25 protein-coding genes and 1 riboswitch are annotated in these 26,418 nt (G+C 60.8%); of the genes, 10 read left to right on the top strand and 15 right to left on the bottom strand.

All coding sequences use genetic code 11. The features are described 5' to 3' along the window. Nucleotides 1–7 precede the first annotated feature (7 nt). From ribB to FHT87_RS00735, 7 genes are all read right to left on the bottom strand, one after another. Nucleotides 8–634 (bottom strand): 3,4-dihydroxy-2-butanone-4-phosphate synthase, encoded by a 627-nt coding sequence (gene ribB / locus FHT87_RS00765; RefSeq protein ID WP_183798673.1) that lies wholly within the window; start codon nt 632–634, stop codon nt 8–10. Nucleotides 635–749: 115 nt separating this feature from the next. After that, nucleotides 750–894, bottom strand: a riboswitch (FMN riboswitch). Between the two features lie 106 nt (nt 895–1,000). Beyond that, complete coding sequence (locus tag FHT87_RS00760; RefSeq protein ID WP_183798670.1) at nt 1,001–1,783, bottom strand: glucose 1-dehydrogenase; 783 nt, start codon at nt 1,781–1,783, stop codon at nt 1,001–1,003. 76 nt (nt 1,784–1,859) lie between these two features. Continuing rightward, nucleotides 1,860–2,597: a triose-phosphate isomerase gene (gene tpiA, locus FHT87_RS00755; protein WP_183798667.1), complete on the bottom strand. Its 738-nt coding sequence runs from the start codon at nt 2,595–2,597 to the stop codon at nt 1,860–1,862. A gap of 4 nt (nt 2,598–2,601) precedes the next feature. After that, nucleotides 2,602–3,390, bottom strand: a complete 789-nt coding sequence (locus tag FHT87_RS00750) for an SDR family oxidoreductase (RefSeq protein WP_183798665.1) — start codon at nt 3,388–3,390, stop codon at nt 2,602–2,604. Nucleotides 3,391–3,412: 22 nt separating this feature from the next. Further along, nucleotides 3,413–4,891, bottom strand: a complete 1,479-nt coding sequence (locus tag FHT87_RS00745; protein ID WP_183798662.1) for a sugar ABC transporter ATP-binding protein — start codon at nt 4,889–4,891, stop codon at nt 3,413–3,415. Nucleotides 4,892–4,918: 27 nt separating this feature from the next. After that, nucleotides 4,919–5,848, bottom strand: a complete 930-nt coding sequence (locus FHT87_RS00740; RefSeq protein WP_183798659.1) for a sugar ABC transporter substrate-binding protein — start codon at nt 5,846–5,848, stop codon at nt 4,919–4,921. 116 nt (nt 5,849–5,964) lie between these two features. Then, nucleotides 5,965–6,948, bottom strand: a complete 984-nt coding sequence (locus FHT87_RS00735; protein ID WP_183800952.1) for an ABC transporter permease — start codon at nt 6,946–6,948, stop codon at nt 5,965–5,967. A 213-nt stretch (nt 6,949–7,161) separates the two neighbouring features. Here FHT87_RS00735 and FHT87_RS00730 point away from each other — a divergent pair, with 213 nt between their 5' ends. The 4 genes from FHT87_RS00730 to FHT87_RS00715 all read left to right on the top strand — a co-directional run bounded on the left by FHT87_RS00730 (nt 7,162) and on the right by FHT87_RS00715 (nt 11,434). Then, complete coding sequence (locus tag FHT87_RS00730) at nt 7,162–7,971, top strand: transketolase (protein WP_183798656.1); 810 nt, start codon at nt 7,162–7,164, stop codon at nt 7,969–7,971. Further along, entirely contained in the window at nt 7,971–8,927 is a 957-nt protein-coding gene (locus FHT87_RS00725; RefSeq protein WP_183798653.1) for a transketolase family protein, read from the top strand. The genes FHT87_RS00730 and FHT87_RS00725 overlap by 1 nt, the downstream gene beginning before the upstream one ends. 65 nt (nt 8,928–8,992) lie before the next feature. Continuing rightward, a complete protein-coding gene (locus FHT87_RS00720) occupies nt 8,993–10,459 on the top strand; it encodes an FGGY-family carbohydrate kinase (protein ID WP_183800949.1) in 1,467 nt (488 codons plus the stop codon). Between the two features lie 21 nt (nt 10,460–10,480). Continuing rightward, a complete protein-coding gene (locus FHT87_RS00715; RefSeq protein WP_183798650.1) occupies nt 10,481–11,434 on the top strand; it encodes a sugar-binding transcriptional regulator in 954 nt (317 codons plus the stop codon). Between the two features lie 128 nt (nt 11,435–11,562). Here FHT87_RS00715 and FHT87_RS00710 read toward each other — a convergent pair whose 3' ends face one another. The 8 genes from FHT87_RS00710 to FHT87_RS00675 all read right to left on the bottom strand — a co-directional run bounded on the left by FHT87_RS00710 (nt 11,563) and on the right by FHT87_RS00675 (nt 19,505). Then, complete coding sequence (locus tag FHT87_RS00710; RefSeq protein ID WP_183798647.1) at nt 11,563–12,018, bottom strand: RpiB/LacA/LacB family sugar-phosphate isomerase; 456 nt, start codon at nt 12,016–12,018, stop codon at nt 11,563–11,565. Then, nucleotides 12,015–12,800: a triose-phosphate isomerase gene (locus FHT87_RS00705; RefSeq protein ID WP_183798644.1), complete on the bottom strand. Its 786-nt coding sequence runs from the start codon at nt 12,798–12,800 to the stop codon at nt 12,015–12,017. The genes FHT87_RS00710 and FHT87_RS00705 overlap by 4 nt, the downstream gene beginning before the upstream one ends. After that, nucleotides 12,797–13,573: a DeoR/GlpR family DNA-binding transcription regulator gene (locus FHT87_RS00700; RefSeq protein WP_183798641.1), complete on the bottom strand. Its 777-nt coding sequence runs from the start codon at nt 13,571–13,573 to the stop codon at nt 12,797–12,799. Before FHT87_RS00700 ends, FHT87_RS00705 begins: the two co-directional genes overlap by 4 nt. 95 nt (nt 13,574–13,668) lie before the next feature. Then, complete coding sequence (locus FHT87_RS00695; protein WP_183733898.1) at nt 13,669–14,604, bottom strand: sugar-binding transcriptional regulator; 936 nt, start codon at nt 14,602–14,604, stop codon at nt 13,669–13,671. Between the two features lie 69 nt (nt 14,605–14,673). Further along, nucleotides 14,674–15,606, bottom strand: a complete 933-nt coding sequence (locus FHT87_RS00690; protein ID WP_183798638.1) for a TIM barrel protein — start codon at nt 15,604–15,606, stop codon at nt 14,674–14,676. 10 nt (nt 15,607–15,616) lie between these two features. Further along, nucleotides 15,617–17,128: a glycerol-3-phosphate dehydrogenase gene (locus tag FHT87_RS00685; protein ID WP_183733903.1), complete on the bottom strand. Its 1,512-nt coding sequence runs from the start codon at nt 17,126–17,128 to the stop codon at nt 15,617–15,619. 35 nt (nt 17,129–17,163) lie between these two features. Beyond that, nucleotides 17,164–18,735 carry an FGGY-family carbohydrate kinase gene (locus tag FHT87_RS00680; RefSeq protein ID WP_183733906.1) on the bottom strand — a complete coding sequence of 524 codons (1,572 nt, stop codon included), beginning with the start codon at nt 18,733–18,735 and terminating at the stop codon, nt 17,164–17,166. Nucleotides 18,736–19,325: 590 nt separating this feature from the next. Then, a complete protein-coding gene (locus FHT87_RS00675) occupies nt 19,326–19,505 on the bottom strand; it encodes a hypothetical protein (RefSeq protein ID WP_183733910.1) in 180 nt (59 codons plus the stop codon). Between the two features lie 30 nt (nt 19,506–19,535). Between FHT87_RS00675 and FHT87_RS00670 the strand changes: the two genes are divergently transcribed. The 6 genes from FHT87_RS00670 to FHT87_RS00645 all read left to right on the top strand — a co-directional run bounded on the left by FHT87_RS00670 (nt 19,536) and on the right by FHT87_RS00645 (nt 26,413). Then, nucleotides 19,536–20,192 (top strand): DUF2291 domain-containing protein, encoded by a 657-nt coding sequence (locus FHT87_RS00670; RefSeq protein ID WP_183733912.1) that lies wholly within the window; start codon nt 19,536–19,538, stop codon nt 20,190–20,192. Beyond that, nucleotides 20,189–21,733, top strand: a complete 1,545-nt coding sequence (locus tag FHT87_RS00665; RefSeq protein ID WP_183733914.1) for a sugar ABC transporter ATP-binding protein — start codon at nt 20,189–20,191, stop codon at nt 21,731–21,733. The genes FHT87_RS00670 and FHT87_RS00665 overlap by 4 nt, the downstream gene beginning before the upstream one ends. Nucleotides 21,734–21,756: 23 nt before the next feature. Continuing rightward, entirely contained in the window at nt 21,757–22,809 is a 1,053-nt protein-coding gene (locus tag FHT87_RS00660) for an ABC transporter permease (protein ID WP_183733916.1), read from the top strand. Between the two features lie 108 nt (nt 22,810–22,917). Then, complete coding sequence (locus FHT87_RS00655) at nt 22,918–23,865, top strand: D-ribose ABC transporter substrate-binding protein (protein WP_183733918.1); 948 nt, start codon at nt 22,918–22,920, stop codon at nt 23,863–23,865. 133 nt (nt 23,866–23,998) lie between these two features. Next, on the top strand, nt 23,999–24,841 hold the full coding sequence (locus tag FHT87_RS00650) for a DeoR/GlpR family DNA-binding transcription regulator (protein WP_183733921.1): 843 nt from the start codon (nt 23,999–24,001) through the stop codon (nt 24,839–24,841). A gap of 36 nt (nt 24,842–24,877) precedes the next feature. After that, on the top strand, nt 24,878–26,413 hold the full coding sequence (locus FHT87_RS00645; protein ID WP_183798635.1) for an FGGY-family carbohydrate kinase: 1,536 nt from the start codon (nt 24,878–24,880) through the stop codon (nt 26,411–26,413). The last annotated feature ends 5 nt before the right edge of the window (nt 26,414–26,418 follow it).

The following is a 26,418-nucleotide window of genomic DNA, read 5'->3' as shown; positions in this document are numbered from 1 at the left end:
CCGGCAGCTAGGCAGCCTTACCGGGCGCACTGACGCCTCGATAGGCGATGAGATCCTCGATGGTGATCAGATGGAGGCCGTGCCGTTCGGCAAACTGCTCAAGCTCGGGTAGACGCGCCATCGTACCATCATCATTGGCCACTTCGCAGATGACACCCGATGGCGACAGGCCTGCGAGCCTTGCGAGATCGACAGCGGCCTCAGTGTGGCCGGGGCGAGAAAGCACGCCGTTCGGATGGGCACGCAACGGGAAGATATGGCCGGGCCGTGCAAAATCCTCGGGGCGAGAATTCTCGCCGATGAGCGCGCGAACCGTCGCGGCGCGGTCAGCAGCCGAAATTCCGGTCGTCGTTTCGGGGATATAGTCAACCGAGACGGTGAACGCTGTCTTCAAGAGTTCGGTATTGTTGGGGACCATCTGTGGGATCTGCAGTTCGTCCAGCCGCTCGCCTTCCATGGCCACACAGATGAGGCCGCGGGCATAATTCATCATGAAGGCGATTGCCTGCGGGGTGATCGCTTCCGATGCAATGACGAGGTCGCCCTCGTTTTCCCGATCGCGATCGTCGACGACGACCACGATCTCGCCCCGCGCAATCGCGGCGATCGCATCTTCGATTTTGGAAATTGCCATTTCTCTGCCTTTCAAGGGTTAGCCGCGTGAGCGGCATTCATGGCCTGTCAAAAGCCACCATTTTCCCTTGGGCGAACAAGCATACGAAACGCCGCGTGCCGAGCGGCGTCCTCTGCGTTGCTCTCTTCCATCCGGACTGTGACCGTCGGCTCCGGCGTCTCACCGGATCTGCTGACCCTTCGCTTCCACGAAGGCGCTCGCGGGCTCCGAGTTGCCTCGATACCGCCGGTGGGGAATTGCACCCCGCCCTGAGAACATTGCTTATGTAAATGACGAATGGCTTGTTCTGCAAGAGGTTGGGTACAGATCATCTCGCGAGAATTGCCTCTCGGCAATGAAAGCACCGTTTCCTATTGTCGAACAGCGCTAGGACATGATCAGCCCACCATCGACATTGATGGTCTGGCCGGTGATATAGGCCGCGTCATCGCTTGCAAGAAAGGTGACAAGACCAGCGACGTCTTCGCCCGATCCGGCGCGCTTCATCGGGATGCCCTCGACCCATTCCTTCATGAGTTCGCCGGGGCCGTAATTGCCGAGCAGCTTGCCCCATGCCTGGTCGTTATAGGCCCACATGTCGGTTTCAATGATGCCCGGGCAGAAAGCGTTGACGGTGATGCCGTCGGTTGCGACTTCCTTGGCAAGGCTCTGGGTGATGCCGACGACGCCCATCTTCGAGGCGGCATAATGCGGCGTGTAGATAAAGCCGTCGCGTGCCTGGCCGGACGCTGTGTTGATGATGCGGCCGCTGCGGCCGTGCTTACGCATACGTGCGATCGCTTCCTGGGCGCAAAGGAACACGCCCTTGGTATTGACCGCCATGACCTTGTCCCACTCGCCCTCGGTCATATCCTCGATGCGGGCGATGGTGATGACGCCAGCATTCTGGATGGAGACATCAACAGCGCCGAAGACTTCTTCGGCTGCATCATAGAGAGCCTTGACGCTTGCCTTGTCGGTGACGTCGCCGACAAAGGAGATCGCTTTGCCGCCATCGGCCTTGATCTGTTCGGCCACACCATGCACACTCTCTTCATTGGCCGAGACCACGAGATTGGCGCCCTCGCGCGCGAAGCGTTTGGCGATCGCCGCGCCAATGCCGCGGCTTGCCCCAGTAATGACGACGGTCTTGTTTTCGAAGCGTTGCATTCTCTTTTCCTTTCAGGGATGACGACATCAGCGCGCCGATCTGCAAACCGACAACACTTGCCTCGTCACCCAGATTTCAAACGGCTGCTGAAATAATCCCGGCAAATTCCGAGGCCTTCAGCGAAGCGCCGCCGACCAGCGCTCCATCCACATTGCGAAGCCCGAAAATCACCGCGGCATTGGATGCCTTGACCGAGCCGCCATAGAGGATCCTGACCGAGTTACCGTCTCTCCCCAGGCGCTCTTCGAGCATCTGGCGGATCGCGGCATGGACCTCCTCAATCTGTTCATTGGTCGGCACCAAGCCGGTTCCTATCGCCCATACCGGCTCATAGGCGATGACGAGATTTGCACTCGTCGCTCCCTCGGGAACGGATTCTCTCAGCTGCTCGCCAACCACTTCGATCGCCCGTCCTTCGTCGCGCTCATGTCGCGTTTCACCGACACAGACGATCGCGATCAAGCCCGCCCGATGAGCGGCAACCGCCTTTGCGAGGACGATTTCATCATCTTCGCCATAAGACACACGGCGCTCGGAATGTCCGAGAATCACATAACGCGCGCCGATATCGGCAAGCATTTCGGCAGAGATCTCGCCGGTATGGGCGCCTGACCGTTGCGCATGACAATCCTGCGCACCGATGACCAGCTTCGAATCCTTGGCCCGCTCCACTGCGCGATCAATCAACGTGAAGGGCGGGCAGACGACGATATCGCACGTCGCACTGCCCGTTAGTCCCTTCAGCGCCTGGATCTCAGCTTGGGAGGAGATGAGACCGTTCATTTTCCAGTTGCCCGCGATCAGCTTGCGCATCGCATCACCAGCAGCAGAAGCCACCGTCGACGAGCAGATCGACGCCCGTCACGAAGCTTGCAGCATTCGACAGCAGGAAGACGGCTGGACCGACCATCTCGTCGACACCAGCCATGCGCTGCATCGGAGTCTGCTCTTCAAAGAGCTTGGTCTGATGCACCATCTCCGGACGGGTGTTCATCGGCGTGGCGGTATAGCCTGGCGAAATCGTATTGACGCGGATGCCGCGCCCGACCCACTCCATGGCGAACGACTTGGACATATGGATCACGCCGGCCTTGGAGGCATTATAATGCGCCTGGCTGAGACCACGATTGACGATGACGCCGGACATGGAGGCAATGTTGACGATGGAGCCTCGGCCGTTTTTCAGCATGGCGCGCGCTTCTGCCTGGCAGGACAGGAAGACACCCTTCAGGTTGATGTCCATCAGTGTCTGATACTGATCCTCTTCCATCTCCTCGGCGGGATTGGCATTGGCGATGCCGGCGGCATTGACGGCAAGCGAGAGAGCGCCGAGATCGGCTTCAGTGCGGGCGACGGCGTCGGCCAAAGACGTCTTGCTGGTGACGTCGGCAGCGATTTCGATCGAACGGCGGCCGGCAGCCCGGATATGGCCGGCGGTATTGGCAAGACCGTCATCGGTGCGGCGATCGAGGAGTGCCACGTCAGCGCCGCACTGGGCGAGACCGATCGCGATCCTCTGCCCGATGCCGCTGCCGGCGCCCGTCACGATGGCAACCTGGCCGCTGAGATCAAATAGTTTCGGTGCGTTCAGAGAGATGTCGGACACCGCTCTTCCTTTCTGTCTTTGCCTATATTGTCGCCAGTTCCATGACCGAGACGTCGTTTGCCTCGTCACGCTTCAGAATGCCTGCCTGCTTGCCCTGCGCCAGCACGAGAATGCGGTTCGATACGCCGAGAACCTCCTCGAGATCGGAGCTTACGACGATGACCGCGACACCCTGCTTGGCGAGGTTGACGATGATGTCGTAGATGCCGGCGCGGGCGCCGACGTCGATGCCGCGCGTCGGTTCGTCCAGCACCACGACCTTGGGATCACGCATCAGCCATTTAGCGATGACGACCTTCTGCTGGTTGCCGCCTGAAAGATCGGAGGCGAATTGCTCCGCACGCCCCTTGACGCCGAATTTCGCCACTGCCTTTTCGGCGAAGACACGCTTCATGCCCGAGGTGAGCCAGCGCCCGCCGAGCTTGTCGAGATTGGCGTAGATAATGTTCTCGCTGATCTTGTGCGCGACGACGAGGCCCTGATCCTTACGGTCTTCCGGAACCATCACGATGCCCCTGGCGATCGCATCCGCCGGGCTGCGCAGCTTCAAAGGCTGGCCCTCCAGCCTGACCGAGCCGGCGCTGATCGGATCGGCCCCGGTAATGGCACGCACAAGTTCGGTGCGGCCGGCGCCGACGAGGCCGGCAATGCCGAGGATTTCGCCCGCATGGACGGCAAAGCTCACATCGCGGAAGGAATCGTCCGGCGACGTCAGGCCGGACACCTCAAGGACGGGTCGGCTGGTCGGCTCGGGAAGGGGCGGAAACATGCGATCAAGCGAACGGCCGACCATGCTTTCGACAATCGTGCGCACCGGTGTCGAGCTGTCGGCAAATTCGTGGACGCGTTCCCCGTCGCGAAGCACGACGATGCGGTCGGTGATCTTTTTGATCTCCTCCATGCGGTGGGAGATGTAGATGATGCCCACACCCTCGGCGCGGAGCTTGCGCACCTGCTCAAACAGGGCTTCCGTCTCCGCCCCGCCAAGGGCGGCCGTCGGCTCGTCGAGGATCAGGAGTTTTGCGTTAAGCGCCAACGCCTTGGCGATCTCGATGAGCTGCTGGTTGGCGGTCGAAAGACCGGCGACCTTTCGGGTCGCGGGAATGTGCAGGTTCAGCCGTGCGAGCTGTTCCTGGGCACGGCGAACCATCTGGGCGCGATCGACGACGCCATTCTTCATCGGCCATCGGCCGATGAAGACATTTTCAGCGATGGAAAGATGCGGCAAAAGCTGCAGTTCCTGATGGATCAGCACCACGCCCTTGTCGATCGCCTCACGTGGAGCGGTCGGGGCATAAGGCTGCCCCAACCATGTCATTGCACCCTCGGACGGTGTGCGCGATCCGGCAATAATGCCTGACAGCGTCGACTTGCCGGCACCGTTTTCGCCGAGAAGCGCGACCACTTCGCCGGGATAGACGTCCAGGTCCACATTCTTCAGAACCTGGAGCGGTCCGTAGCGCTTGGATATGCCCCTCAGGGATAAAACCGGCTCGGTCACAGCACACCTCCTCGATATCTCGGCTGATTACGGATGGTTGGCGATGAAGCCTGCCACGTTTTCCTTGGTCGTCAGCGTGGCATCCATCAGCTGGACCGGTGGCACCTTTTCCTTGGCAGCGAGCTTGACCGCGTTCTCCACCGCATCGCGGCCCATCTTCTGCGTCTGTTGTGTCGCGGTCACATCGAACACACCCTTGCTGAGGGCTTCGAGTGCCGCGGTGTCGCCGTCAAAACCACCGACCACGATCTTTTGCGATGGATTAGCGACCTTGATCGCCTGGGCCGCGCCGAGCGCCAGTCCATCTGCCTGGGCAAAGACGATCGAGACATCCGAATTCGACTGGAGCATGTTCTGCATGATCTGGAAGCCCTCGTCCTGGCTCCACATGTTGGAATATTGCTCGGCGACGACGCTCACGTCCGGATAGACTTTCAGGGATTCCTGGCAACCCTTGGAGCGGTCCAGTTCAGGCGTGGTGCCCTTCTGGCCATGGATGATGACCATCTTGCCCTTGCCGCCGGCTTCCTTGAGGATGTAGTCGCAAACCGCCTTGGCGGAGGCGACGGAATCGGTCGCCAGGAACGTATCGCCCGGAGCGCCTTCAGCATTGCGGTCGACGTTGACGACTGGAATGCCGGCCTGTTTTGCGAGCTTGACCGGCACACTGGCTGCAGCAGCGCCTGCCGGGATGTAGATCAGGGCGTCGATATCCTGGGTCAGCAGGTCCTGGATCTGGTTGACCTGGGTCGGGCCATCGCCCTTGGCGTCGACGGTGACGACCTCGATGCCGCGCTTCTTGGCTTCAGCTTCGACGGACTGCTTGATCTGGTTGAAGAAGTTTGCCTGCAAATTGGCGACGGCAAGGCCGAGCTTCTTGACTTCGGCCGCCTGAACGGATCCGAGGCTGAGGCCAAGCAGGGCGGCAGACGCGAGCAGAGTGCGCGCAAATTTCATGTCAGTTCCTCCGTTGTTAGTGAACCCTCGGGTATCCTCCCCCTCGGGCAATAGCTCCGCTCCAAACCTTTCGGAGAGGAATTTCTTGCGGCCCGCACCATCTGCGGGCCGAATAATCAGGCAGCCCGCCGCTTGCGGATCGTTTCCGCACCGACCGCGAGAACGATGACGACGCCGATGATGACCTGCTGCAGGAAGGGCGAGACGTTGAGCAGATTGAGGCCGTTGCGCAGAACGCCGATGATCAGGACGCCGATAAGCGTCCCACCAATGCCGCCTGCGCCTCCCGACAGCGAGGTTCCGCCGATGACGACGGCCGCAATGGTGTCCAGCTCGTAGCCAAAACCGCTGGACGGCTGAACCGAGTCCAGACGGGCAGCAAGAACGATGCCGGCAAGACCTGCAAGGACGGCACTCGCCACGTAAACAAGAATAGTCACAAGCTGGACGTTGATGCCGGCAAGACGAGCAACTTCGGGATTGCCGCCGACCGCATAGAGCATGCGGCCTTCTGCGCGGAAGTGCAGGAAAACCCAGGCAGCGGCAACGACAGCCAGCATCAGGAAGACGGTTGCGGTCAGGATGCCGAAATGACGGTCGATCGCCAGCATCATAAACCAGTCGGGGAAGCCGACGATCTGCTGGCCGTCGGTGATCATGTTGGCCACGCCGCGCGCAGCCGACATCATCGCAAGCGTCGCGATAAAGGCAGGCACCCTGAACCAGGTAACCATGATACCGACGATCAGGCCGCTCACCATCGAGGCAATGAGCGCCAACACGATCCCGACGCCGAGCGGCAGGCCGGCGATATTCGCCGTCCAGCCCATCACCATCATCGCAAGCGCCAGAACCGAACCGACCGAAAGATCGATGCCGCCGATCAGGATCACGAAGGTCATGCCAACAGCCATGATCCCGAGCACGGTGATCTGGTCGAGAATGTTCAGACCATTGCGGACAGAGAGAAAGGCATCTGTGCTGAAGCTCAGGAAAAGGCAGAGCAGAAGCAGTCCGATCAGCGGGCCGGTTGCTCCCGTGAGCTTGCTGACGAACGTGCCGGACGGACGGCTCTGCTCATTCACGTCGATCGCCACCATCATTCCTCCCTGAAGATTAAGGCCGGCGGCCAGTATTTCATCAGGCTAGAATAAATATTCACACCTGCTGGAAAATTCATTAACAACTTGCCTAAGTGCTGTCAACCGGCTTTTGGGGTGATGACTAGCGCAGAATGATTAACGGGGGGCTTGACTAAGTCGGCTCCTGTGCAAAAATATCAATACATGAATATTTATTCACAAGAGGAAACGATGCAGCCTTCCGAACTTGAACGTGTTGCTCGCCAGATCCGTCTGCGCGACCTCCAGGCCGTATATGAGGCGGGCGCCGGCCATATCGGTGGCGAGATGTCGGTGATCGATCTCCTCACCGCGCTCTACTTCCGCGTGCTGCGCGTCTGGCCCGACCAGCCAAAGCATCCCGATCGCGACAGGTTCGTGCTTTCGAAGGGCCATACGGCCTGCGCGCTCTATGTTGCGCTCGCCAAGCGCGGCTTCATTCCGGAAGAGGAAATCTCGACCTTCCTGAAACCGCATTCCCGCCTGAACGGCCATCCGAACTGTAACAAGGTGCCGGGCGTCGAGACGAATACCGGCCCGCTTGGACACGGGCTGCCGGTCGCTGTCGGCATGGCGAAAGCGGCAAAACTCTCGGGCGCGAAATACCACACCTATGTCATCACCGGTGACGGCGAGATGCAGGAGGGGTCCAACTGGGAGGCTATCATGGCGGCATATCAGTTCCGCCTCGACAATCTGACGCTGATCATCGACCACAACAGATTCCAGCAGGGTGCATCCCTCGCGGACACCAATGATCTCGCTCCGCTTCGCCCGAAGCTCGAGGCCTTCGGCTGGGAGGTCAGCGAAATCAATGGCAATGACATGCACGCGATCGTGCCCGCTCTCGAGCATCGAAGCGACCGCCCCCATTGCATCGTCGCGCATACGAACAAGGGCCATGGCATTTCGTTCATGCAGGACCGGGTCGACTGGCACCACAAGGTTCCGAGCAAAGAACAGTATGAAACCGCATTGGCAGAACTGTCGGAGGCACTCTAATGAACGCGCCCGTAATTCCAACGAAGCTCTATGACTGCCGCGATGCCTTTGCCGCGACGCTTGAGCGCCTGGCGGCCGGAAACGAAACGATCGTCGCCGTCTGCAACGACTCCGTCGGCTCGTCGAAACTTGGTGGTTTCAAGTCGAAATTCCCTGATCGCCTCGTCAATGTCGGCATTGCCGAACAGAACATGGTCGGCGTTGGTGCCGGCCTCGCCAATGGCGGACGCCTGCCCTATGTCTGCGCCGCCTCGCCGTTTCTGACCGGCCGGTCGCTCGAGCAGATCAAGGCCGACATTTCCTACTCCAATGCCAACGTCAAGCTCGTCGGCATTTCCTCGGGCATGGCTTATGGCGAACTCGGCCCGACCCATCATTCGATCGAGGATTTCGCCTGGACGCGCGTTCTGCCGAACCTGCCCGTCATTGCCCCCTGCGACCGGATCGAGACTGCCGCCGCCGTCGAATGGGCCGCAAGCTACAATGGTCCGTGCTTCCTGCGCCTGTCGCGCGTCGGCGTACCCGACCTTCTGCCTGAAGGGCATAGGTTCGAGCTCGGCAAGGCGAACCTTCTCCGCGAAGGCTCCGACGTGACGCTGATTGCCAACGGCACGTTGACCCATCGCATGATCAAGGCTGCCGATATTCTGGCCGAGCGCGGTATTTCGGCGCGCGTTCTGAATATGGCGACCGTTCGCCCGATCGACGAGAAGGCCATTATCGCCGCTGCCAACGAGACCGGCGCGATCGTGACGGCGGAAGAGCATTCGATCTTCGGTGGACTGGGATCGGCAATCGCCGAAGTGGTCGTCGACAATGCCCCGGTGCCGATGAAACGTCTCGGCGTGCCCGGCGTTTACGCTCCGACGGGTTCTGCCGAATTCCTGCTCGACGAATTCGGCATGGCACCTGCAGCGATCGCCGATGCCGCCGCCGCGCTTATCACGCGCAAATAATCTGATAGCAGGTCTATTGAGTCGGGGCGCGCAACCGCCCCGGCCATTCGTTTGAGGAGAAGATGATGCGGGCAATTCTGGCGATCGACCAGGGCACCACCAATTCGAAGGCCGTTCTGGTTTCCGAGACGGGCGACGTCGTCGCCAGAGGATCGGCCGCCGTCGGCATCTCCTATCCGCAGTCGGGCTGGGTCGAGCAGGATCCCCGCCGCATCTTTTCCTCCGTCTGCGAAGCGATCGAGGCATGCCTGAAAAATGCTTCCGGCGTCACCGTGGAGGCAATAGCGGTGTCCAACCAGCGTGAGTCCGTAACCGTCTGGGATGCCGAAACCGGCGAAGCGCTCGGACCAGTGCTCAGCTGGCAGTGCCGCCGCACCGCGCCGGACTGCGCGCGCCTCATCGCCGAAGGGCATCTGGACCGGGTGGAGGCGCTCACCGGCCTGCCCCTCGACCCGATGTTTCCCGGTTCGAAATTTCGCTGGCTGCTCGATCGCGTTCCGGCAGGTCGCCGCGTGCGTCTCGGCACGATCGACAGCTGGCTCATTCATTGCCTGACGGGCGGCAGCCGCCACGTCTGCGATGCCTCCAATGCCGCCCGCAGCCAGTTGTTCGACCTCAATGGCCAGGTGTGGAGCGAGGAACTCGGCCAAATTTTCGGCGTCGATATCGCCCTGTTGCCCGAAGTGCTCGACAGCTCTGCCGAGTTCGGCACGGCGCGGGGGCTTCCCGGCATTGCCGATGGCACGCCGATCCGATCCGCCATCGGCGACAGCCATGCGGCGCTTTTCGGTCACGGCGCCTTCAAGCCGGGCGATGGCAAGGTGACGTTCGGAACTGGTTCTTCCGTCATGACGACATTGCCGCGCTTCATCCCACCGCAAAACGGCATAACCACAACGGTCGCATGGCGGATAGCCGGCGTGCCGACCTTCGCCTTCGAGGGTAACATCCTCGTTTCAGCTGCAAGCCTTCCCTGGATGGCAGACATTCTCGGCCTTGCCGATGTGGCCGCCCTCGTCGATCTCGCGGCGACCGCCGAGCCGGGCGGACCGGGCTTCGTGCCGGCTTTCGTTGGTCTGGGCGCACCCTACTGGAGCTCCGACGCCCGCGCTCTCTTCTCCCAGATCAACTTTTCCACGACCCGCGCACAAATGGCCCGCTCGGTAACGGATTCAATCGCCTTCCAGGTCCATGACGTGATTGCCGCCATGCGTGCCCAGAGCGGCGGTCAGCTCGGCGCACTCTACGTCGATGGCGGGCCGAGCCAGAACCGTTTCCTCATGCAATGCGTGGCGAACCTGATCGAGCATGCCGTGATCCAGTGCGAAACTCCCGAAGCCTCCGCCCTCGGAGCCGCCTATCTCGCCGGGCTTTCGCTTGGCCTGTGGAAAGATCTCGAAACGATCGAGACGCTACCGAGAAGCACGCACGTCCTCCGGCCCGAAGGGATCGATCGGACCGGTCTTCTGAATACGTGGAATGATGCGCTGGCCCGCTCGACGTCGCGACCGACACCGGCTAAATGTGAATAAAAATTCAAGCCGGTATCGCTCATGTCCCGCCTTAACGAACTTCGCCTGATTTCCAGAGTGGCCCAGATGTATCACATCGAAGGGCGACGGCAGGCGGAGATCGCCGAGCATCTGCGCCTTTCCCAGGCGACCGTATCGCGAATGTTGAAACGGGCCGAGGCGGAGGACATCGTCCGCACGAGCGTGATCCCCCCTGTCGGAACCTACAGCGAACTTGAAGGCGAGCTCCGCGACAAGTTCAAGTTGCCGGAAGCAATCGTGGTTGAATGTACCGAGGACCGGGACGGCGCCATCATGGCCCGCATCGGCGAAGCGGCTGCCCATCTGCTCGAGGTCACGCTTTCACCCGGCGAGATCATCGGCGTGTCGAGCTGGAGTCAGACGATCTTCAAGATGGTCGAAAACATCCATCCCCAGAAAAGCGCTCAGGCGAAATATGTCGTCCAGACCCTCGGCGGCATGGGCGACCCTTCCGTGCAGACGCATGCCACACAGCTCACCACCCGCCTGGCCCGGTTGACGGGGGCCGAACCGAAATTGCTTCCCGTACAAGGCGTAACGACATCGAGGGAAGCCAAATTACTGATGCAGGCCGATCCCTTCGTTCGTGAGACTATGGATCTGTTCGGGAGCATCACGCTCGCCATCGTCGGCATCGGCGCGGTGGAGCCGTCCGAACTGCTTGCCCGCTCCGGCAACATCTTTTCGTCGCGCGAACTCGCCGATCTCGCAGAGGCCGGCGCCGTCGGAGACATTTCTCTGCGTTTCTTCGACAAGGACGGCAAACCGGTGAAGACGCCTCTCGACGACCGTGTCATCGGCCTGCCCCTTGAAGACCTTACCCGGGTGGACCGTGTGATAGCGCTCGCTGGCGGCGCAAAGAAAACAGCCGCAATCGCCGGCGCTTTGCGTGTCGGTGTCATCGGCACACTGGTAACCGATAAGTTTACCGCTCAACGATTGATTGACGCATAGATACCGGACCGCTCCAGACCAGGATCGTTGAGAAGTTGTCTAAAGCATGTCGCGCAAAAGTGTGCGCGGCTTTGCGATAACGCCGAAAACGAGCGACCGGCGGATGGCCGGCCACTTGTGTCCCGCTCTCAACGCGCATTGTATTTTGCATCAAGCTCATCGATCGCGGAGACATTGCCGGCCGAACGGCCGTTCTGGTCGAATGTCTGAGCGAGAAATGCGTCGGCGATCGACTTCGCGAGTTCAGGTCCAATGACGCGCGCGCCCATCGTGATGATCTGCGCGTTGTTGGAAAGAGCGGCACGCTCGGCCGAATAGGTGTCGTGCGTCAGGGCCGCGCGGATGCCAGGCACTTTGTTAGCGGAGATGCAGACGCCGATGCCGGTGCCGCAGACCAGAATTGCCTTGTCATAGGCGCCATCGATCACGCCCGAGGCAACGCGATCCGATAGGTTGGCATAGAACGGGTCAAGCCCGTCGTCGATGCGCGACACCTCATAAACGTCGAAACGGTCCTTGAGGTGTTCGGCAAGCACCTTGGCGAGACCTTCGCCGGCACTATCTCCTGCAATTGCAAGCTTCATCGTTTTTCTCCTTGGAGTTTGGCGGCGCATTTCGAAAGGATGTCGAGATACCCCTCGACGTTCCAGGCGGAACGGCCGATGAAGAGTCCGTCGATATGCGGGCTCGAAATCAGTTCCTCGCAGTTCTGCGGATTGACCGACCCGCCGTAGAGGCAGGGAATTTTTCGCCCAAGCGCGGCTTCCGCGACAGCGATAATCTCGGCCTGACGCGCATCGGCATAGTCCGCCGTCGCCGGAATGCCTTTTTCGCCGATCGCCCAGACGGGCTCGTAGGCAAGCAGGATTTCGGCTGATTTCTGCTCGTCGGAGAGCTTCGACAGCGCCCCGCGCACCTGCACCGCCAGGATCTCTGCAGCTTTTCCACTTTCCCGGTCAGCAAGGGTCTCACCCATGCAGACGAGCGGAATCAGGCCATGGCGAACCGCGGCTTCCGTCTTCAGGCCGACTGTCTCATCCGTCTCTCCGAAAAACTCGCGGCGTTCGGAATGTCCGAGTTCGACGATGTCGAGATCGCAATCCTTCAGCATCAACGGAGAAATCTCACCCGTCCACGCACCCTGGTCCGCCCAATGCATGTTTTGCGCACCGACCTTGACGGAGGTCTTCGCAAGCATGCGCTTGACCTCCCGCACGGAGGTAAAGGGCGGGATCACGAAACGCTGGATGAGTGGATCACGCGCAGCATCGGCCGCCTCGAGGCCGCGGGCGAAATGCTCGGCCTCGGCAAGCGTCTTGTTCATCTTCCAACTGGTGCCAATCCAGAAGCGCGGTTTCTCCGTCATGCCTGATCCTGTGCTGGAGCGATGGTGAGCTTGATGCCCGCCCGGTCGAATTCGTCGAGGACAGCGGCCGCTGGCGCGCTGTCGGTGATGACAGTGTCGAAATCGGCCAGATCCGCCATGACGTGCAGCGCCGTATGGCCGATACGCTGGTGATTGACCAGAAGGCAGCTTTTTGTCGACGAAGAGATCATCGCCCGCTTGGCGCGAACGACATTGTCGTCCATGTGATAGGCAAGCCTGCCGCTGACTGCCGGCGTCGAGATGAAAGCGATATCGGCCCTAAGGCGCGACAGCGCCTCTTCGGTAACGACGCCGAAATAGGCGTTGAATTTTGCAGAATAAATGCCCCCGAGTGCGATCAGGGTTATGCCGTTTTCGCCCTTCAACCGCTCCATGATCGCTGCGTTGTTGGTAATCACCGTTAGCGGCCGCTTACGCAACAGCATCTCGCCGAGAACCGCGGCCATCGAACCGTCGTTGACCATGATCGTCATGCCAGGTTCGATGATGGCCAGCGCTTCTTGCGCCATGGCAACCTTGGCCTCGCCATCCTGACGCTCGCGAATGCGAAAATCACTCTCGAACTGTGTGCCGGCATCGATCGTCGCACCACCGCGCACTTTGCGCAGGACGCCTGCCTGTTCCAGGTCGTCGAGATCGCGGTGGATCGTCATCTTGGAGACGGAAAAGCGCTCGGCAAGATCGTCCACGTCGACGGTCTTGTCCTCGACGAGCAGATTGACAATCAGTTGCTGGCGTTCTTCCCGTTTCATCGGCCCGTTCCTAATAAGCCACAATATAACATAAAAAATGTGAAAATCAACAAAATGAAATGTGATTATGCGGTCGAATGGCTGACGACAGATCGTCAGGCAAGAAGAGCTTGCGCGGTCCGTTCGTCGGTGATGAGCCCGTGAAGGCGGCGGCTTCGCAGGATGGCCCGTATGGCGGCCACCTTGGCCTGTCCGCCTGCCAGTGCCACAAGGCGCTCCTTCTTCGTTGTCGGAAAGGATGCCGAAAGCGTGCGCGCGGTCAGAGCTGTATCGAGGATCTGGCCATCCGCATTGAAAAAATGACCGAGGATTTCGCCGATGCCGCCCGCGGCCGCGATGTCCTCGATCTCGCCTGGCTCGACTATGCCGGAGAGCACCAGCTGGGCCTCGGCGTCCACTGTCCCCAGGCCAACGAGCTTCAGGTCGGCGGCGTTGGCGAGGTCGAACACTTCCTTGACGCCGCGTTGTGCCCTAAGAACCTCCCGGTCCTCGGCGGTGTTGGCGAAAAAGGGAACCGGCATGACATAGGCATGCGTGCCGGTCTTTTCCGCGATACGGTGCATGACATCATAGGGATTGGCGCCGTAGTTTCGCGTGAGGCCCCCAAGCAGGGAAACGAAGCGCATATGCTTGGCGTTCGTCCGCGGCATATATTGAACGGCGGCCGAAAGCGTACGGCCGTGGCCAAGACCAATGACCGAGTGATCACCATGCTCGATCTCACGCTTCAGATAGCCAGCCCCTGCGTGACCGAGGGCACGCAGCGGCAGACCCTCTTCGCCAAGATCGGGCGCAACCTCGCAATATTGCAATCCGAAGCGCTCGGCGAGCCTCGTCTCCAGTTCGACGCATTCGACGATATCACCGTCGATCGTGACCTTGACGACACCATCGGCGACGGCGCGTGCGATCAGCCGATGCGCCTTGACCGAGGGGATTCCGAGGCGCCGGGCGACGTCGGACTGCGTCAGTCCGCCCGCGTAATGAAGCCAAGCGGCCCGCACGGCAAGCGTATCATCGGCATCCGTCATCAACGCATCCTTCCCATTTCTCCGACGGCGATCCCGCCTGATAACAACCAGCCTTTGTAAATCTCCGGATCATATCTTCAAGTCTGCGGCGCCGGTGTCGATATGCGGCGCCCAGAAGGCGATACTTTCGGCGATCTGCGCGATGACCTCGCGATCGTTCGGTTCGCGTTCCTTGAAGGAAAGTTCGAGGCAGATCTCATTGTCACTGGCGCCGCCTGCCGCAAAAGCGTCCAACAGTGGCGCAGGTTGAACCCGCCCCTTGGCATTGAATTCCGCCGTGAACGGCCGGTGGCCGCCCTTGTCCATGAGGCTCTGCTTGATGTGGATGATCGGCGACAGCTTCGGCACGGCCCGCGCCCAGGCATAGGGATCGTAGTCGTCGGGATTGGCGGAGGTGACGTCGCCATGGTCGATATCGGCCATCATCCACATCGGCACCGCCATATCGGCGGCGCTCAGTCGCGCCTGCAGCGAAAGGCAGGATTCGATCGTCTCGCCGAATTCGCGGCCGATGCTCATCGGCTCCCAGAAGATGTAGGAAAGCCCGGCAGCCAGGGCATGTTCTGCGACTTCGCACCAGCAGTCGATGGCAATCTTTATCAGCTCCTCCCGCCGGCTTGCGTCATCGAAGTCCTTGTAAGTGAAGATCGCAAACTGCGTGCCGACGGAATGTCCGCCGAGATCGGCGGTGATGTCGGCGAAGGTCTTGAACCAATCCACATAATAGCGGCGCACCTCGGCATCCGGGTGCCCGAAGTGGTTCAGCCGCCCGTAAGGTCCGGTCATGCCCGAGGTGACGCGGACGCCGGTGCGCGCCAACGCTGCCTTCATCTGGCGGGTCAGGCGGCGGGTGACGGGGGCCTGCCAGCTCGGATTGATGAATTCATGCGTCAGCTGGAGATCGCGGATGCGCAGATCTCGCGCCACCGTCTCGATCAGGTCGTCCGGGTCGGCAAAACGGTTCACCAGCGGATTGGTATTCAGCGAAAGCGAAAGCGGCATCAAGGCCTCCTCAGGCGGCGGCAAGATGGGATGAAGCAAACCAGTCGGCAAAAGCTGCCCGCTCTGCCTCGCTCAGATGCAGGTAGTGCTTGGTGCGACGATAGAGGATGTCCTCGGCTGTCTCCGCCCATTCGGCGGTGGCGAGGTAACGGGCTTCCGCCTCATAGAGCTGCCCACCGAAGTGGCGGCCGAGACCTTGCAGATCCGTTGCCCCGGCAACCAGGTTCCCCGTGCGTGTGCCATAGAGACGGCCGTAGTGATGGACGAGCTTGCGCGGCATCCAGGGATAGGTGTCACGCAGGCTGTTGGCGAAGGTCTCGTAGTCGGCATTGGGCATTTCGCCGCCCGGCAGCGGCGCCTTTTCCGTCCAGTCGCCGCCCATGTTGGGAAAGACATGCCTGAGGCGCTGCATGCCGCGTTCGGCGAGTTCTCGGAAAGTCGTGATCTTGCCGCCGAAGACATTGAGAAGCGGCGCTCCCCCGGTCTCGTCGAGATCGAACACGTAGTCGCGGGTCACCGCCGACGGATTGCCCTTGCCGTCGTCAAACAGCGGACGCACGCCGGAGAAGCTGTGCAGCACGTCCTGCCGGCGCAGCTTCTCCTTGAAATAGCGGTTCACCGCCTTCAACAGATAGTCGATTTCCGCCTCGTCGGCCGCCACGTCCTCGGCCCGGCCCTCATAGGCGATGTCGGTCGTTCCGATCAGCGCCTTGTCGCCCTCATAGGGATTGATGAAGATGACACGCTTGTCGTGGTTCTGGACCAGATAGGCGTTGGAGCCGGACCAGAACTTCGGCACGATGATGTGGCTGCCCTTGACCAGACGCACATTGCGGCTGGAATTGGAGCCGGCGACGCGGTTGATGATGTCGGTGACCCACGGGCCGGCGCAATTGACGAGACATTTGGCACGGAAGGTCCGCGTCTTACCGCTCGTGCTGCTTTTCGTGGTGATCATCCATTGGCCATTTTCCCGGCGCGCCGACACTGCCGGCGACCGGGTGAGCACCAGGGCGCCTTTCTCAGCCGCGCTCACCGCATTCAAGGTGACGAGGCGGGCATCGTCCACCCAGCAATCCGAATATTCGAAGCCGCGGGTATATTGATCGAGAATGGGTGTGCCTTCGGGATCGCGCAGCAGATTGAGCGTGCGGGTGCCTGGCAATTTCTTGCGGCCGCCGAGATGATCGTAGAGGAAGAGGCCGAGCCGGACGAGCCAGGCGGGCCGATCCTCGGGACTGTGCGGCAGCACGAAACGCATCGGCCAGATGATGTGCGGTGCGGCGTTGAGCAGCACCTCGCGTTCGATCAGCGCTTCCCGCACGAGGCGGAACTCGTAATATTCCAGATAGCGAAGCCCCCCATGCACGAGCTTGCCAGAGCGGGACGATGTCCCCTGTGCCAAATCGTCCTTCTCGCATAAGGCGACTTTCAAGCCACGCCCCGCCGCATCGCGGGCAATTCCTGCGCCGTTGATGCCGCCGCCGATGACGAAAAGATCCAGGATTTCGGGTTCGGTCATGTCATGCTCCCTCGGATGCCTGTTGCATCAACGATCTATTTGATGGGCGGCATCGCCGCGGCTCTAGCCAGCGTTTCCCAGGCGGCGGGCATGGCCTTTCGAATATCGCCATAGGCGGAAAACAAGAGATCGAAGCGCTGGACTTCCTCCGCAACCGGCTCTTCGGCTTGGCCGAGGAGCGGCGTCACCCAGTCGGCGATGCAGTCATCCATCGTGTCGTAGGCGCCGATCGCGACAGCTGCCATCATGGCTGCACCGGCCGCTCCGGTCTCTTCACGGCGAGACAGGCGGATCGGCGCATTGATGGACGCGCTGAGCGAATGGCGAAGCGCACTTGAGCGTACGGCGCCGCCAGTGATGCGCAATTCCTCGGGCATGTCGCCCATGGCGGCGTAGCAATCACGCGTCGCCAGCGCCAATCCTTCGACCACCGCGCGAACAAGATCCGGAAATCCGTGGCGAACCGACAAGCCGGAAAATCCCGCGCGGGCCTGCGCATTGACGAAGGGGCCGCGCTCTCCGGCCTCGGAAATATAGGGATGATAGACGACCGAACCTGGCCGGCTTTCGGAAAACCAGCGGTCGATCCGTCCGACAAGTTCGGCATGGGTGGCGGGCTTTCCGGCCTCCGCCATCAGGTAGGTGGCCATATCCAGCAGCCAGTCGATATTGATCGTCGAGCCCATATTGGTCTGCACCTGCGTGACGGTGCCTGGGATCGGCAAGGCAATGACATAGCCGGTGCCCTCCTGATTGAGATGAACATCGGCCACCGGCTTTGCCCGCAGATGCACGCCGGTGGACCCGATCGTCGAGCAGGCCGCGTTGCGTCCGCCGCTGCGAACGCCGGCACCGAGCGCGGTCATCACCATGTCGACATAGCCGAGACTGACCGGCGTGCCGGCAAGAAGTCCGCAGGCACGCGCGGCCTCCTCCGTCAGCGGATGGGTGATTTCCGTCCCGTCGAGGATATCGGGCAAGAGCGCACGGCGATGCGTCAGTCCGAGCGCTTCAATGGCAACAGGCGAATAACGCCGCGTCCTGAAATCGCCGAAGGTAAAGCTTGCCTCTGAGGGGTCGGTCGCCCGCACGCCGGTAAAATTGAGATAGAGCCAATCCTTGCAATGCAGCGCGGTCTCCGCCTGGTCCAGGAGCTCCGGCACCACCCGGTCCATGTGAGCAAGCTGCGCACCCTGCTGGCACGTATTCAGCCCGGTGCCCGTTTGTTCAAAACGAGCCCGGTTCGACACTTCGCCAGCAAGCGAAACCACTGTCGGCGCAGCGCGAGCATCGAGCCAGAGCCAAGCATCGGCGACCGGTCGATTTCCCTGACCGACCAGCCATGTCCCGTCGCCCTGTCCCGTCACCGCGATGGCGGCCGCGCGCGAAGCAAGATCCTCGACCTTCTCGCCAAGGCCACGAAGGGCTGTCACGCAATCCTGCCAGGTCTGGGCAAGCGGCTGCGTAGCCGAGCCGTCGCTACCGCTCACATATTTGTTGCGAACAGATGCGGTCGCGATCTGGCGACCGGAAAGATCGAAGGCGACGGCCTTGATGACCGACGTACCGGCATCGATACCGATGATGAGCTGGCGGCTGGTGGTCATCTGAGATTATCCGCCTGCCAGGTCGAACGTCGCGAGGGGCAAAGCGCGCGTCGATGTCATGTCTCACATCCTCCTGATCGCCACAGACTGCAAATAGCGTAGACGACCACACTTCGAATCCAGGAGCAAAGCCGGCATCACACCTTGGCGGTTTGCAGACTTGATGCTCTTCGAAACCTCCCAGGGCCTCATCAAAAACATAACACAAAGATATCATTGTTCCAGTAAGATTTTGCTGACTGTGAAATTTTTTTCATGTAGAATATTATTCATGATAAGAGCAAGGCGTAACCACTCTCTTGAACCATTTCGCCAGCGATCGAATGTGCAGAGTGTTGGATAAGATTTATTTTATGATTTATAATCAATTATATAGATAAATTTTGCGCGAAGGCCCCGGCCGCCTTGGTGACGGCGAAACATGCGGAAAAGCTCCTTAAATCGCTGTGCACAGAAGCTGCGTATTTCATACCATAGGAGCTAGCCGACCAAAAGACCTGTTGACAGACGCAGAATTTGATAACATGATTTTTGACATAAATACCACTTACCTATCACGCGGTCATCGCCGCTGATAGAAAATCACGGTCCTAGCGGTTGGAGGAGACAATCGCCGGTTCGGTATTGAGGAGGTTCGGATGCACATTCTTTCCGCTCATCATCGCGCTTTGCAGCTCGGCATGTTTTTGCGCGCCGATGCGGGTTTCGACACGCACCGTCTTCGATGAAGCAGCCGTAAGGCTTTCACCGGTTTCCTCCTCTTTCGACATAGATCCGACCAGCCGCAAAGGTCGCCAGCAATGAATACTCAACCCGCTCACGCAGCATCTGCGCCAGGCAAAGGCAGCTTCAAGCTCATCGTCAGTGCCGTTGTGGCGGCCGCGCTCGTCGGCGCAATCGCGCTCGACACCAAGGTCGTCAAGATCGGCTCGGAGAGCGATGTGCGGCAGCAGGCCTTTTCTCCGGAATCCTTCGGCGCCGAGCAATTTCCGAAGATCCAGGCGGATGTCGAGAAGAGAGCCGTGGCCGCGCAGGACCTCGCAGCGGCGATCGCTGCGGACAAGAAGGCGGCCGGTGAGAAATACGGCGTTGCCACGAGCACAGGCCCGGTCATCCCGGTGACGCTGACCGGCACCTTCGGCGCACGCAAATCCAATACAAACGAGATGAAGATCGACGGCCTTCCCCCCGAGACGGTGGTCCGTGTCCAGACCGGCCCTGCGGTCAATGGCACGGACCTCCGCGATGCCACGGGCGCGATCGAGTTCGGCCAGTTCACGAACCAGATCCAGTATCAGGATGCCGGTTCGGCGATCAATAACGAGATGAAGAAGGCCGTATTCGCCGGCCTCGATCCGGACCAGCTCGATGGCAAGACGGCGACCGTCGTCGGCGTGTTCAAACTGATCAACCCCAAGAACTGGCTCGTCACTCCGGTCAAGGTCACCGTCAAATGAGCGAGCCGATGCCCATATCAGAGACCCTTGGCGAGGTCGTCCTGGCTGCCCGCAACATAGCCAAATCCTATGGCAATGTGCATGCTCTCAAAGGCGTCAATTTCGATATTCATCGTGGACAGGTGACGACGCTTTTCGGCGAGAACGGCGCAGGCAAGTCGACCCTGATGAAGATCCTTTCAGGCGTCGTCCAGCCGACGTCAGGCGAGATCATTCTCGATGGCGCGCCAATCAGCTTCAGCTCTTCCACTCATGCACGCGAATGCGGCATCTCGATCATTCACCAGGAGCTCAGCCTCGCGCCCAATCTCAGCGTTCGCGACAACATCTTCATGGGCCGCGAAATCATCAAGGGCGGCGTCGTCGACTTCGCGGAGGAAGAGCGCCAGACGCGCATTTTGATGGAAGAACTGGAAGAGGAGATCGATCCGCTGACCAAGGTGGAAGATCTGCGTCTCGGCCAGCAGCAGATCGTCGAAATCGCTCGGGCACTGTCCGTCAATTCGCGTATCCTGATCATGGATGAGCCGACTTCAGCGCTCAGCGCCACCGAAGTCGAGGTACTTTTCAGGGTCATCCATGACCTGACCGATCGCGGCGTGTCGATCGTCTATATCTCGCATCATCTTGAGGAAGCGCTGCAGATCACCCACCATGCGGTCGTGCTGCGCGATGGCACGATGACTGCCTATGCGCAACGCAGGGACATCGATCTCGAATGGATCGTGCGAAACATGGTGGGCGACAACTTCGATCTCGGCAGCCCGCCCGAGGGTTATGCGTTCGGTAAGCCTGCGCTTTCGATCGGCAATCTCACCGTTTCCGGCCCCTCCGGATCGGCTTTCAATTCGGTCGACCGCCTGTCGCTGGACGTGCGGGCCGGAGAGGTCGTCTGTATCTACGGCCTGATGGGCGCCGGCCGTACCGAGCTTCTGGAATGCGTGGCCGGACGGTTGCGCGCCAGTGGCGGGACCATTCGTCTTGAAGGCCGGGATGTCGGGCATTTGAGCATCGCCGGACGTATCGCAAGCGGCCTCGTGCTGGTGCCAGAGGATCGCCAGCGCGACGGCCTCGTCCAGACGATGACGGTCGGCTCCAACCTGTCGCTCGCCAGCATCGGCGCCTTCACCAAGGGGTTGTTCACATCCGGCCGTCGCGAGCGTGAGCTCGTCGATGCCTCCATTCGCAAAGTCCATGTGAAAACCGATGGAGGAGAGGCCGCCATCGGCTCGCTGTCGGGCGGCAACCAGCAGAAGGTGGTCATCGGCAAGATGCTGGCGACCGACCCGAAGGTCATTCTTCTCGACGAGCCGAGCCGCGGCATCGACATCGGCGCCAAGGCGGAAGTCTTCAAGCTTCTTGCCGAACGCGCCCGCCAGGGTCTCGCCGTCATCTACTCGACGTCCGAGGTCAACGAGTGCCTGAGCATCGCGCACCGCATCATCGTCATGCATCGCGGCCGGATCTCAGCGGAATTCGGTGCTGACGTCACCAAGGAAAAGATCATGGCCGCTTCAGGCGAAGCCGTGGTCGCGCACTAGCCCGGAATTATGGAGCACTGATTATGTCAGTCACGAACATTACCGAACAGAAGTCAGTGTCGCATGGGCAGAAGCGCAACACCAATCTCGTGCGCCTGATCCTGGAGGGCCGCGCCTTCTTCGCGCTGATCGTCATCATCGCTGTCTTCTCCTTCCTGTCGCCCTATTACTTCACCCTCAGCAACTTCCTGACCATGGCCTCGCATGTCGCGATCTTCGGCATTCTGGCGATCGGGATGCTTCTGGTGATCCTGAATGGCGGCATCGACCTGTCGGTCGGCTCGACGCTCGGGCTTGCGGGTTGCATTGCCGGCTTCCTCATGCAGGGCGTCACGCTTAACGCCTTCGGCGTCATTCTCTATCCGCCCGTTTGGGCAGTTGTGGTCATCACCTGCGCTCTCGGCGCTGTCGTCGGCGCAGTCAATGGCGTGCTGGTTGCCTATCTGAAGGTTCCAGCCTTCGTCGCCTCGCTCGGCGTGCTCTATGTCGCCCGCGGCATTGCGCTGCTGATGACCAACGGCCTGACCTACAACAATCTCGGCGGCCGTCCGGAACTTGGCAATACCGGTTTCGACTGGCTCGGCTTCAACCGCCTCGCCGGCATTCCGATCGGCGTCATCGTGCTCGCCGTGCTCGCGATCATCTGCGGCATCGTCTTGAGCCGCACGGCTTTCGGCCGCTGGCTTTACGCCTCCGGCGGCAACGAGCGCGCGGCCGATCTCTCGGGCGTGCCGGTTAAGCGCGTCAAGATCATCGTCTACGTGCTGTCGGGCGTCTGCGCGGCAATTGCCGGTCTGGTCCTGTCGTCGCAGCTGACCTCTGCCGGTCCGACGGCGGGTACGACCTACGAATTGACGGCAATCGCAGCCGTCGTCATCGGCGGCGCGGCGCTGACCGGCGGTCGCGGCACCGTGCGCGGCACGATGCTCGGCGCCTTTGTGATCGGCTTCCTGTCGGACGGCCTCGTCATCATCGGTGTGTCGGCCTACTGGCAGACGGTCTTTACCGGCTCAGTCATCGTCCTCGCGGTCCTCATGAACAGTATCCAATACGGGCGTCGGGCAAAATCGTCCTGACGTCAGCAGCAGAACTTATCCACGACGGCACCTGGATTTCCAAAAGGCCGATCGCGGAAAGCACCGCCGGTTTCCGGCAGCACCTGAACTCACAAAGGGAGAGAGACTATGTTTAAGAAAGGCATGCGCATTCTTCTGGCAGCCGCAGCTGTTGCCCCGATCCTCGTCAGCTCCGCCTGGGCGGCGGGCCAGATGACGATCATCGTCAATGATCCATCCAATCCCTATTGGCTGACGGAAGGCAATGTCGCCAAGGCGACAGCCGAAAAGCTCGGCTACACCGCCTCGGTCAGTGCGCATAAGGGCGACACCAACACCGAAAGCAACCTGATCGACACGGCTATCACCAACAAGTCGGTCGCCATCATCCTCGATCCGGCCAATGCCGACGGTTCGATCGGCGCGGTCAAGAAGGCGGTTGCCGCCGGTATCCCGGTCATTCTCGTCAATGCCGAGATCAACCAGGAGGGCCTCGCCAAGGCGCAGCTCGTTTCGAACAACGCCCAGGGCGCGGCGATCGGCGCGCAGCAGTGGGTCGAAGCGGTCGGCGACAAGGGCAAGTATGCCGAACTCTTGGGCGCACCGTCTGACAACAACGCCGCCACGCGCTCCAACGGCTACGAGACCGTCCTGACACAGTATCCCGACCTTCAGAAGGTCGCCCAGGAAGTCGCCAACTGGGACCGCACCCAGGGTCACAACAAGATGCAGTCCATGCTGCAGGCCAATCCCGACATCATCGGCGTGATCTCCGGCAATGACGAAATGGCACTCGGCGCGATCGCAGCGCTGAAAGAAGCCGGCAAGCTTGCCAACGTCAAGGTCGGCGGCTTCGACGGCTCACCGGATGCGGTCGCCGCGATCAAGGCAGGCGAGTTGCAGTACACCGTCCTGCAGCCCGTTGCCGTCTTCTCCGAAGAGGCCGTCAAGCAGGCTGATAACGTCATCAAGACGGGCAGCACCGGCGCCAAGAGCGAAAAGCAGCTGTTCGATTGCCTGCTGATCACCAAGGACAATATCGACAAGTATACCGGCCCATTCGTTCTGGCCCAATAATGCGATGGAGGGCGCCCGACCGGGCGCCCTTCTTGACCCTTTCAACCACATCAAGCCGCTTTCGCCTTCTTTGCCTTGGCACGGCAATCACTATACGAAGCTGGGGTATGGAATTCAGCGACAAGGGTGACCCGTGACACAGAAGACCAATCAGGGCGATGAGCTGTTGGACCAGTTGACCAGCGACAGCCGCCAGACACGCCAGGTCGCCCGCCGGCGCATGATCGCGGAGGCCGTCATGAGCGAGGGTTCGATGCGGATCGAAGATCTGACCGACCGCTTCGGCATCAGCCTGATGACGGCGCATCGCGATGTGGATGAGCTCGTGAGCCGCGGGATCTTCAGGAAAACGCGCGGGATCGTCACTGCGGCGGCCACCAATCTGATCGAGTCCAGCGATGTCTACCGCTCGAGCCGACAGTCGGCGGAAAAGAAGGTGATTGCAGAGGCGGCAATGCAATTCGTGGAGCCGGGACAGGCGATCTTCTTCGACGACTCGACGACCGTATTACAGATGGCATCGCACCTTTCCGCAAAAGTGCCGATCACCGCCATCACCAACTCGCTGACGTTGATGAATGCGCTGACCGGCATGCACGATGTCACCCTGCTGGCGCTCGGCGGCCAGTATTACAACTGGTGCAATGCTTTCATGGGGCGCATGACGATCAGTGAGATCAAGGGTCTGCGGGCGGATATCGCGTTCATCTCGATGTCCGCCATCAGCGACGGGATCGTGCTGCACCAATCGCCCGAAACCGTCGATACGAAGCGTGCCATGTTCGACTGTTCCGTCAAACGCATCCTGCTTGCCGACCATACAAAGTTCGAACGGCGCGCGCTTCACAGCTTCGCGGCGCTCGATGAATTCGACGTCGTCATCGTCGACGACAAGACGCTGCCTGTCCACATCGATCGGATGCGGTCCAGGGATATCAATGTCGTCGTTGCCAGGACCAGTGGCGGACGCATGTGACCGGACTGCCCGGTCACGATAGAAAGGTGAATACGCATGCCGAGCCTTCTCGGGATCGATAGTGGCCTGACTGTCACGAAGGCCGTCATTTTCGATATAGACGGCACACCCATCGCTGTCGCCAGGCGGCGCGTGACCCAGCTCATCCCGAGGCCGCGGTTCGTGGAACGGGACATGCACGAATTGTGGATCGCAACGGTCGAAGCGATCCGCGAGGCCATCGCTCTCAGCGGCCGGCCGGCAAACGATATCCAGGCCGTCGCGGCAACGGCGCATGGCGACGGAATCTATGTGCTGGATCAGTCGCGGATGCCGCTTGGCAACGGCATCGTATCGCTGGACAGCCGCGCAGGCGATATCGTCGATCAGTGGATGAAGAATGAGGTCGCCGAAGAGGCGATCGAGCTGACAGGTCAAGTCCCGCATGTCTCCGCGCCGTCGGCGCTGCTGGCCTGGATGCGCGACCATGAGCCGGAACGGTTCAGGCGTATCGGCCACATCATGAGCTGCAAGGACTGGCTGCGCTTTTGCCTGACCGGCACTGTCGGTACAGATCGGACCGAAGCCAGCACCTCATTCACCAATGTAAGGACACAAGACTATAGCGAGGACGCCCTGCGTCTGTTCGGCTTGCAGGCGCTTGTTGGCGCTCTGCCGCCTGCTGCACGCTCGGACGAGATCGTTGGACACATCACAGCCGATGCGGCGCGCTTGACCGGCCTTGTCGAGGGCACGCCGGTGGCTGCCGGCTTGCACGATGTTACGGCATCCGCCCTTGGCGCGGGTGGCTATGCCGATGGTGTCGTTGCCGTCATTGCCGGCACCTATTCGATCAATGAGACGCTGTCTTCTGAGCCGCGCGTCGATCGACGCTGGTTCTGCCGCAACGGAATTGCACCGGGCGTCTGGAACAGCATGTCGATTTCGCCTGCATCAAGCGCGAATTACGAATGGTTCATCGAAAAACTATGCGCGGGCGATTGGGCACGTTGCGAAGCCGAGGGCACATCCATCCACGCTCTGCTCGCATCCGAGATCGACGCGGCTTTCGAGCGCCCCTCTCCCGTACTTTTCCATCCCTATCTCTACGGATCGCCTTATGGCGCTTCGGCAAGCGCGGCTTTCTTCGGACTCGGCGGCTGGCATGACCGCGGCGACATGCTGCGCGCCGTGCTGGAGGGGATCGCATTCAACCACCGCATCCATGTCGATGCGCTGCGCGACGGCTTTGCCTTCACGGAGGCGCGGCTTGCCGGCGGAGTATCGCGCAACCCCGCCGTCGTCCAGATGTTTGCCGACGTTCTTGCAATGCCGGTGACGGTGACCGGCGCCGACGAGGCCGCCGCCTGGGGAGCCGCACTTTGCGCCGGCGCAGGCGCCGGTATCTACGCAGATCCGCAAAGCGCGTCGACGACGGAAAAACAGGGCGAAACCTGCAGGCCAAATCCCATCCGCAGCGCCGACTATGAGAAGCGCTACCGGCTGTTCCTGGAGATCGCCGAAACAATGAAGCCGCTCTGGCCAAAGATCGCTGGCCTTGCACCGGAAAGCGCGGCAGGTGCCGCAGTTTAGGACGA

Origin of the sequence: Rhizobium sp. BK316 (genome assembly GCF_014193695.1) — a bacterium.
Lineage (GTDB): Bacteria > Pseudomonadota > Alphaproteobacteria > Rhizobiales > Rhizobiaceae > Rhizobium.
The sequence above is the reverse complement of the archived record's forward strand: the minus strand, read 5'-3'. Positions and strand labels throughout refer to the sequence as shown.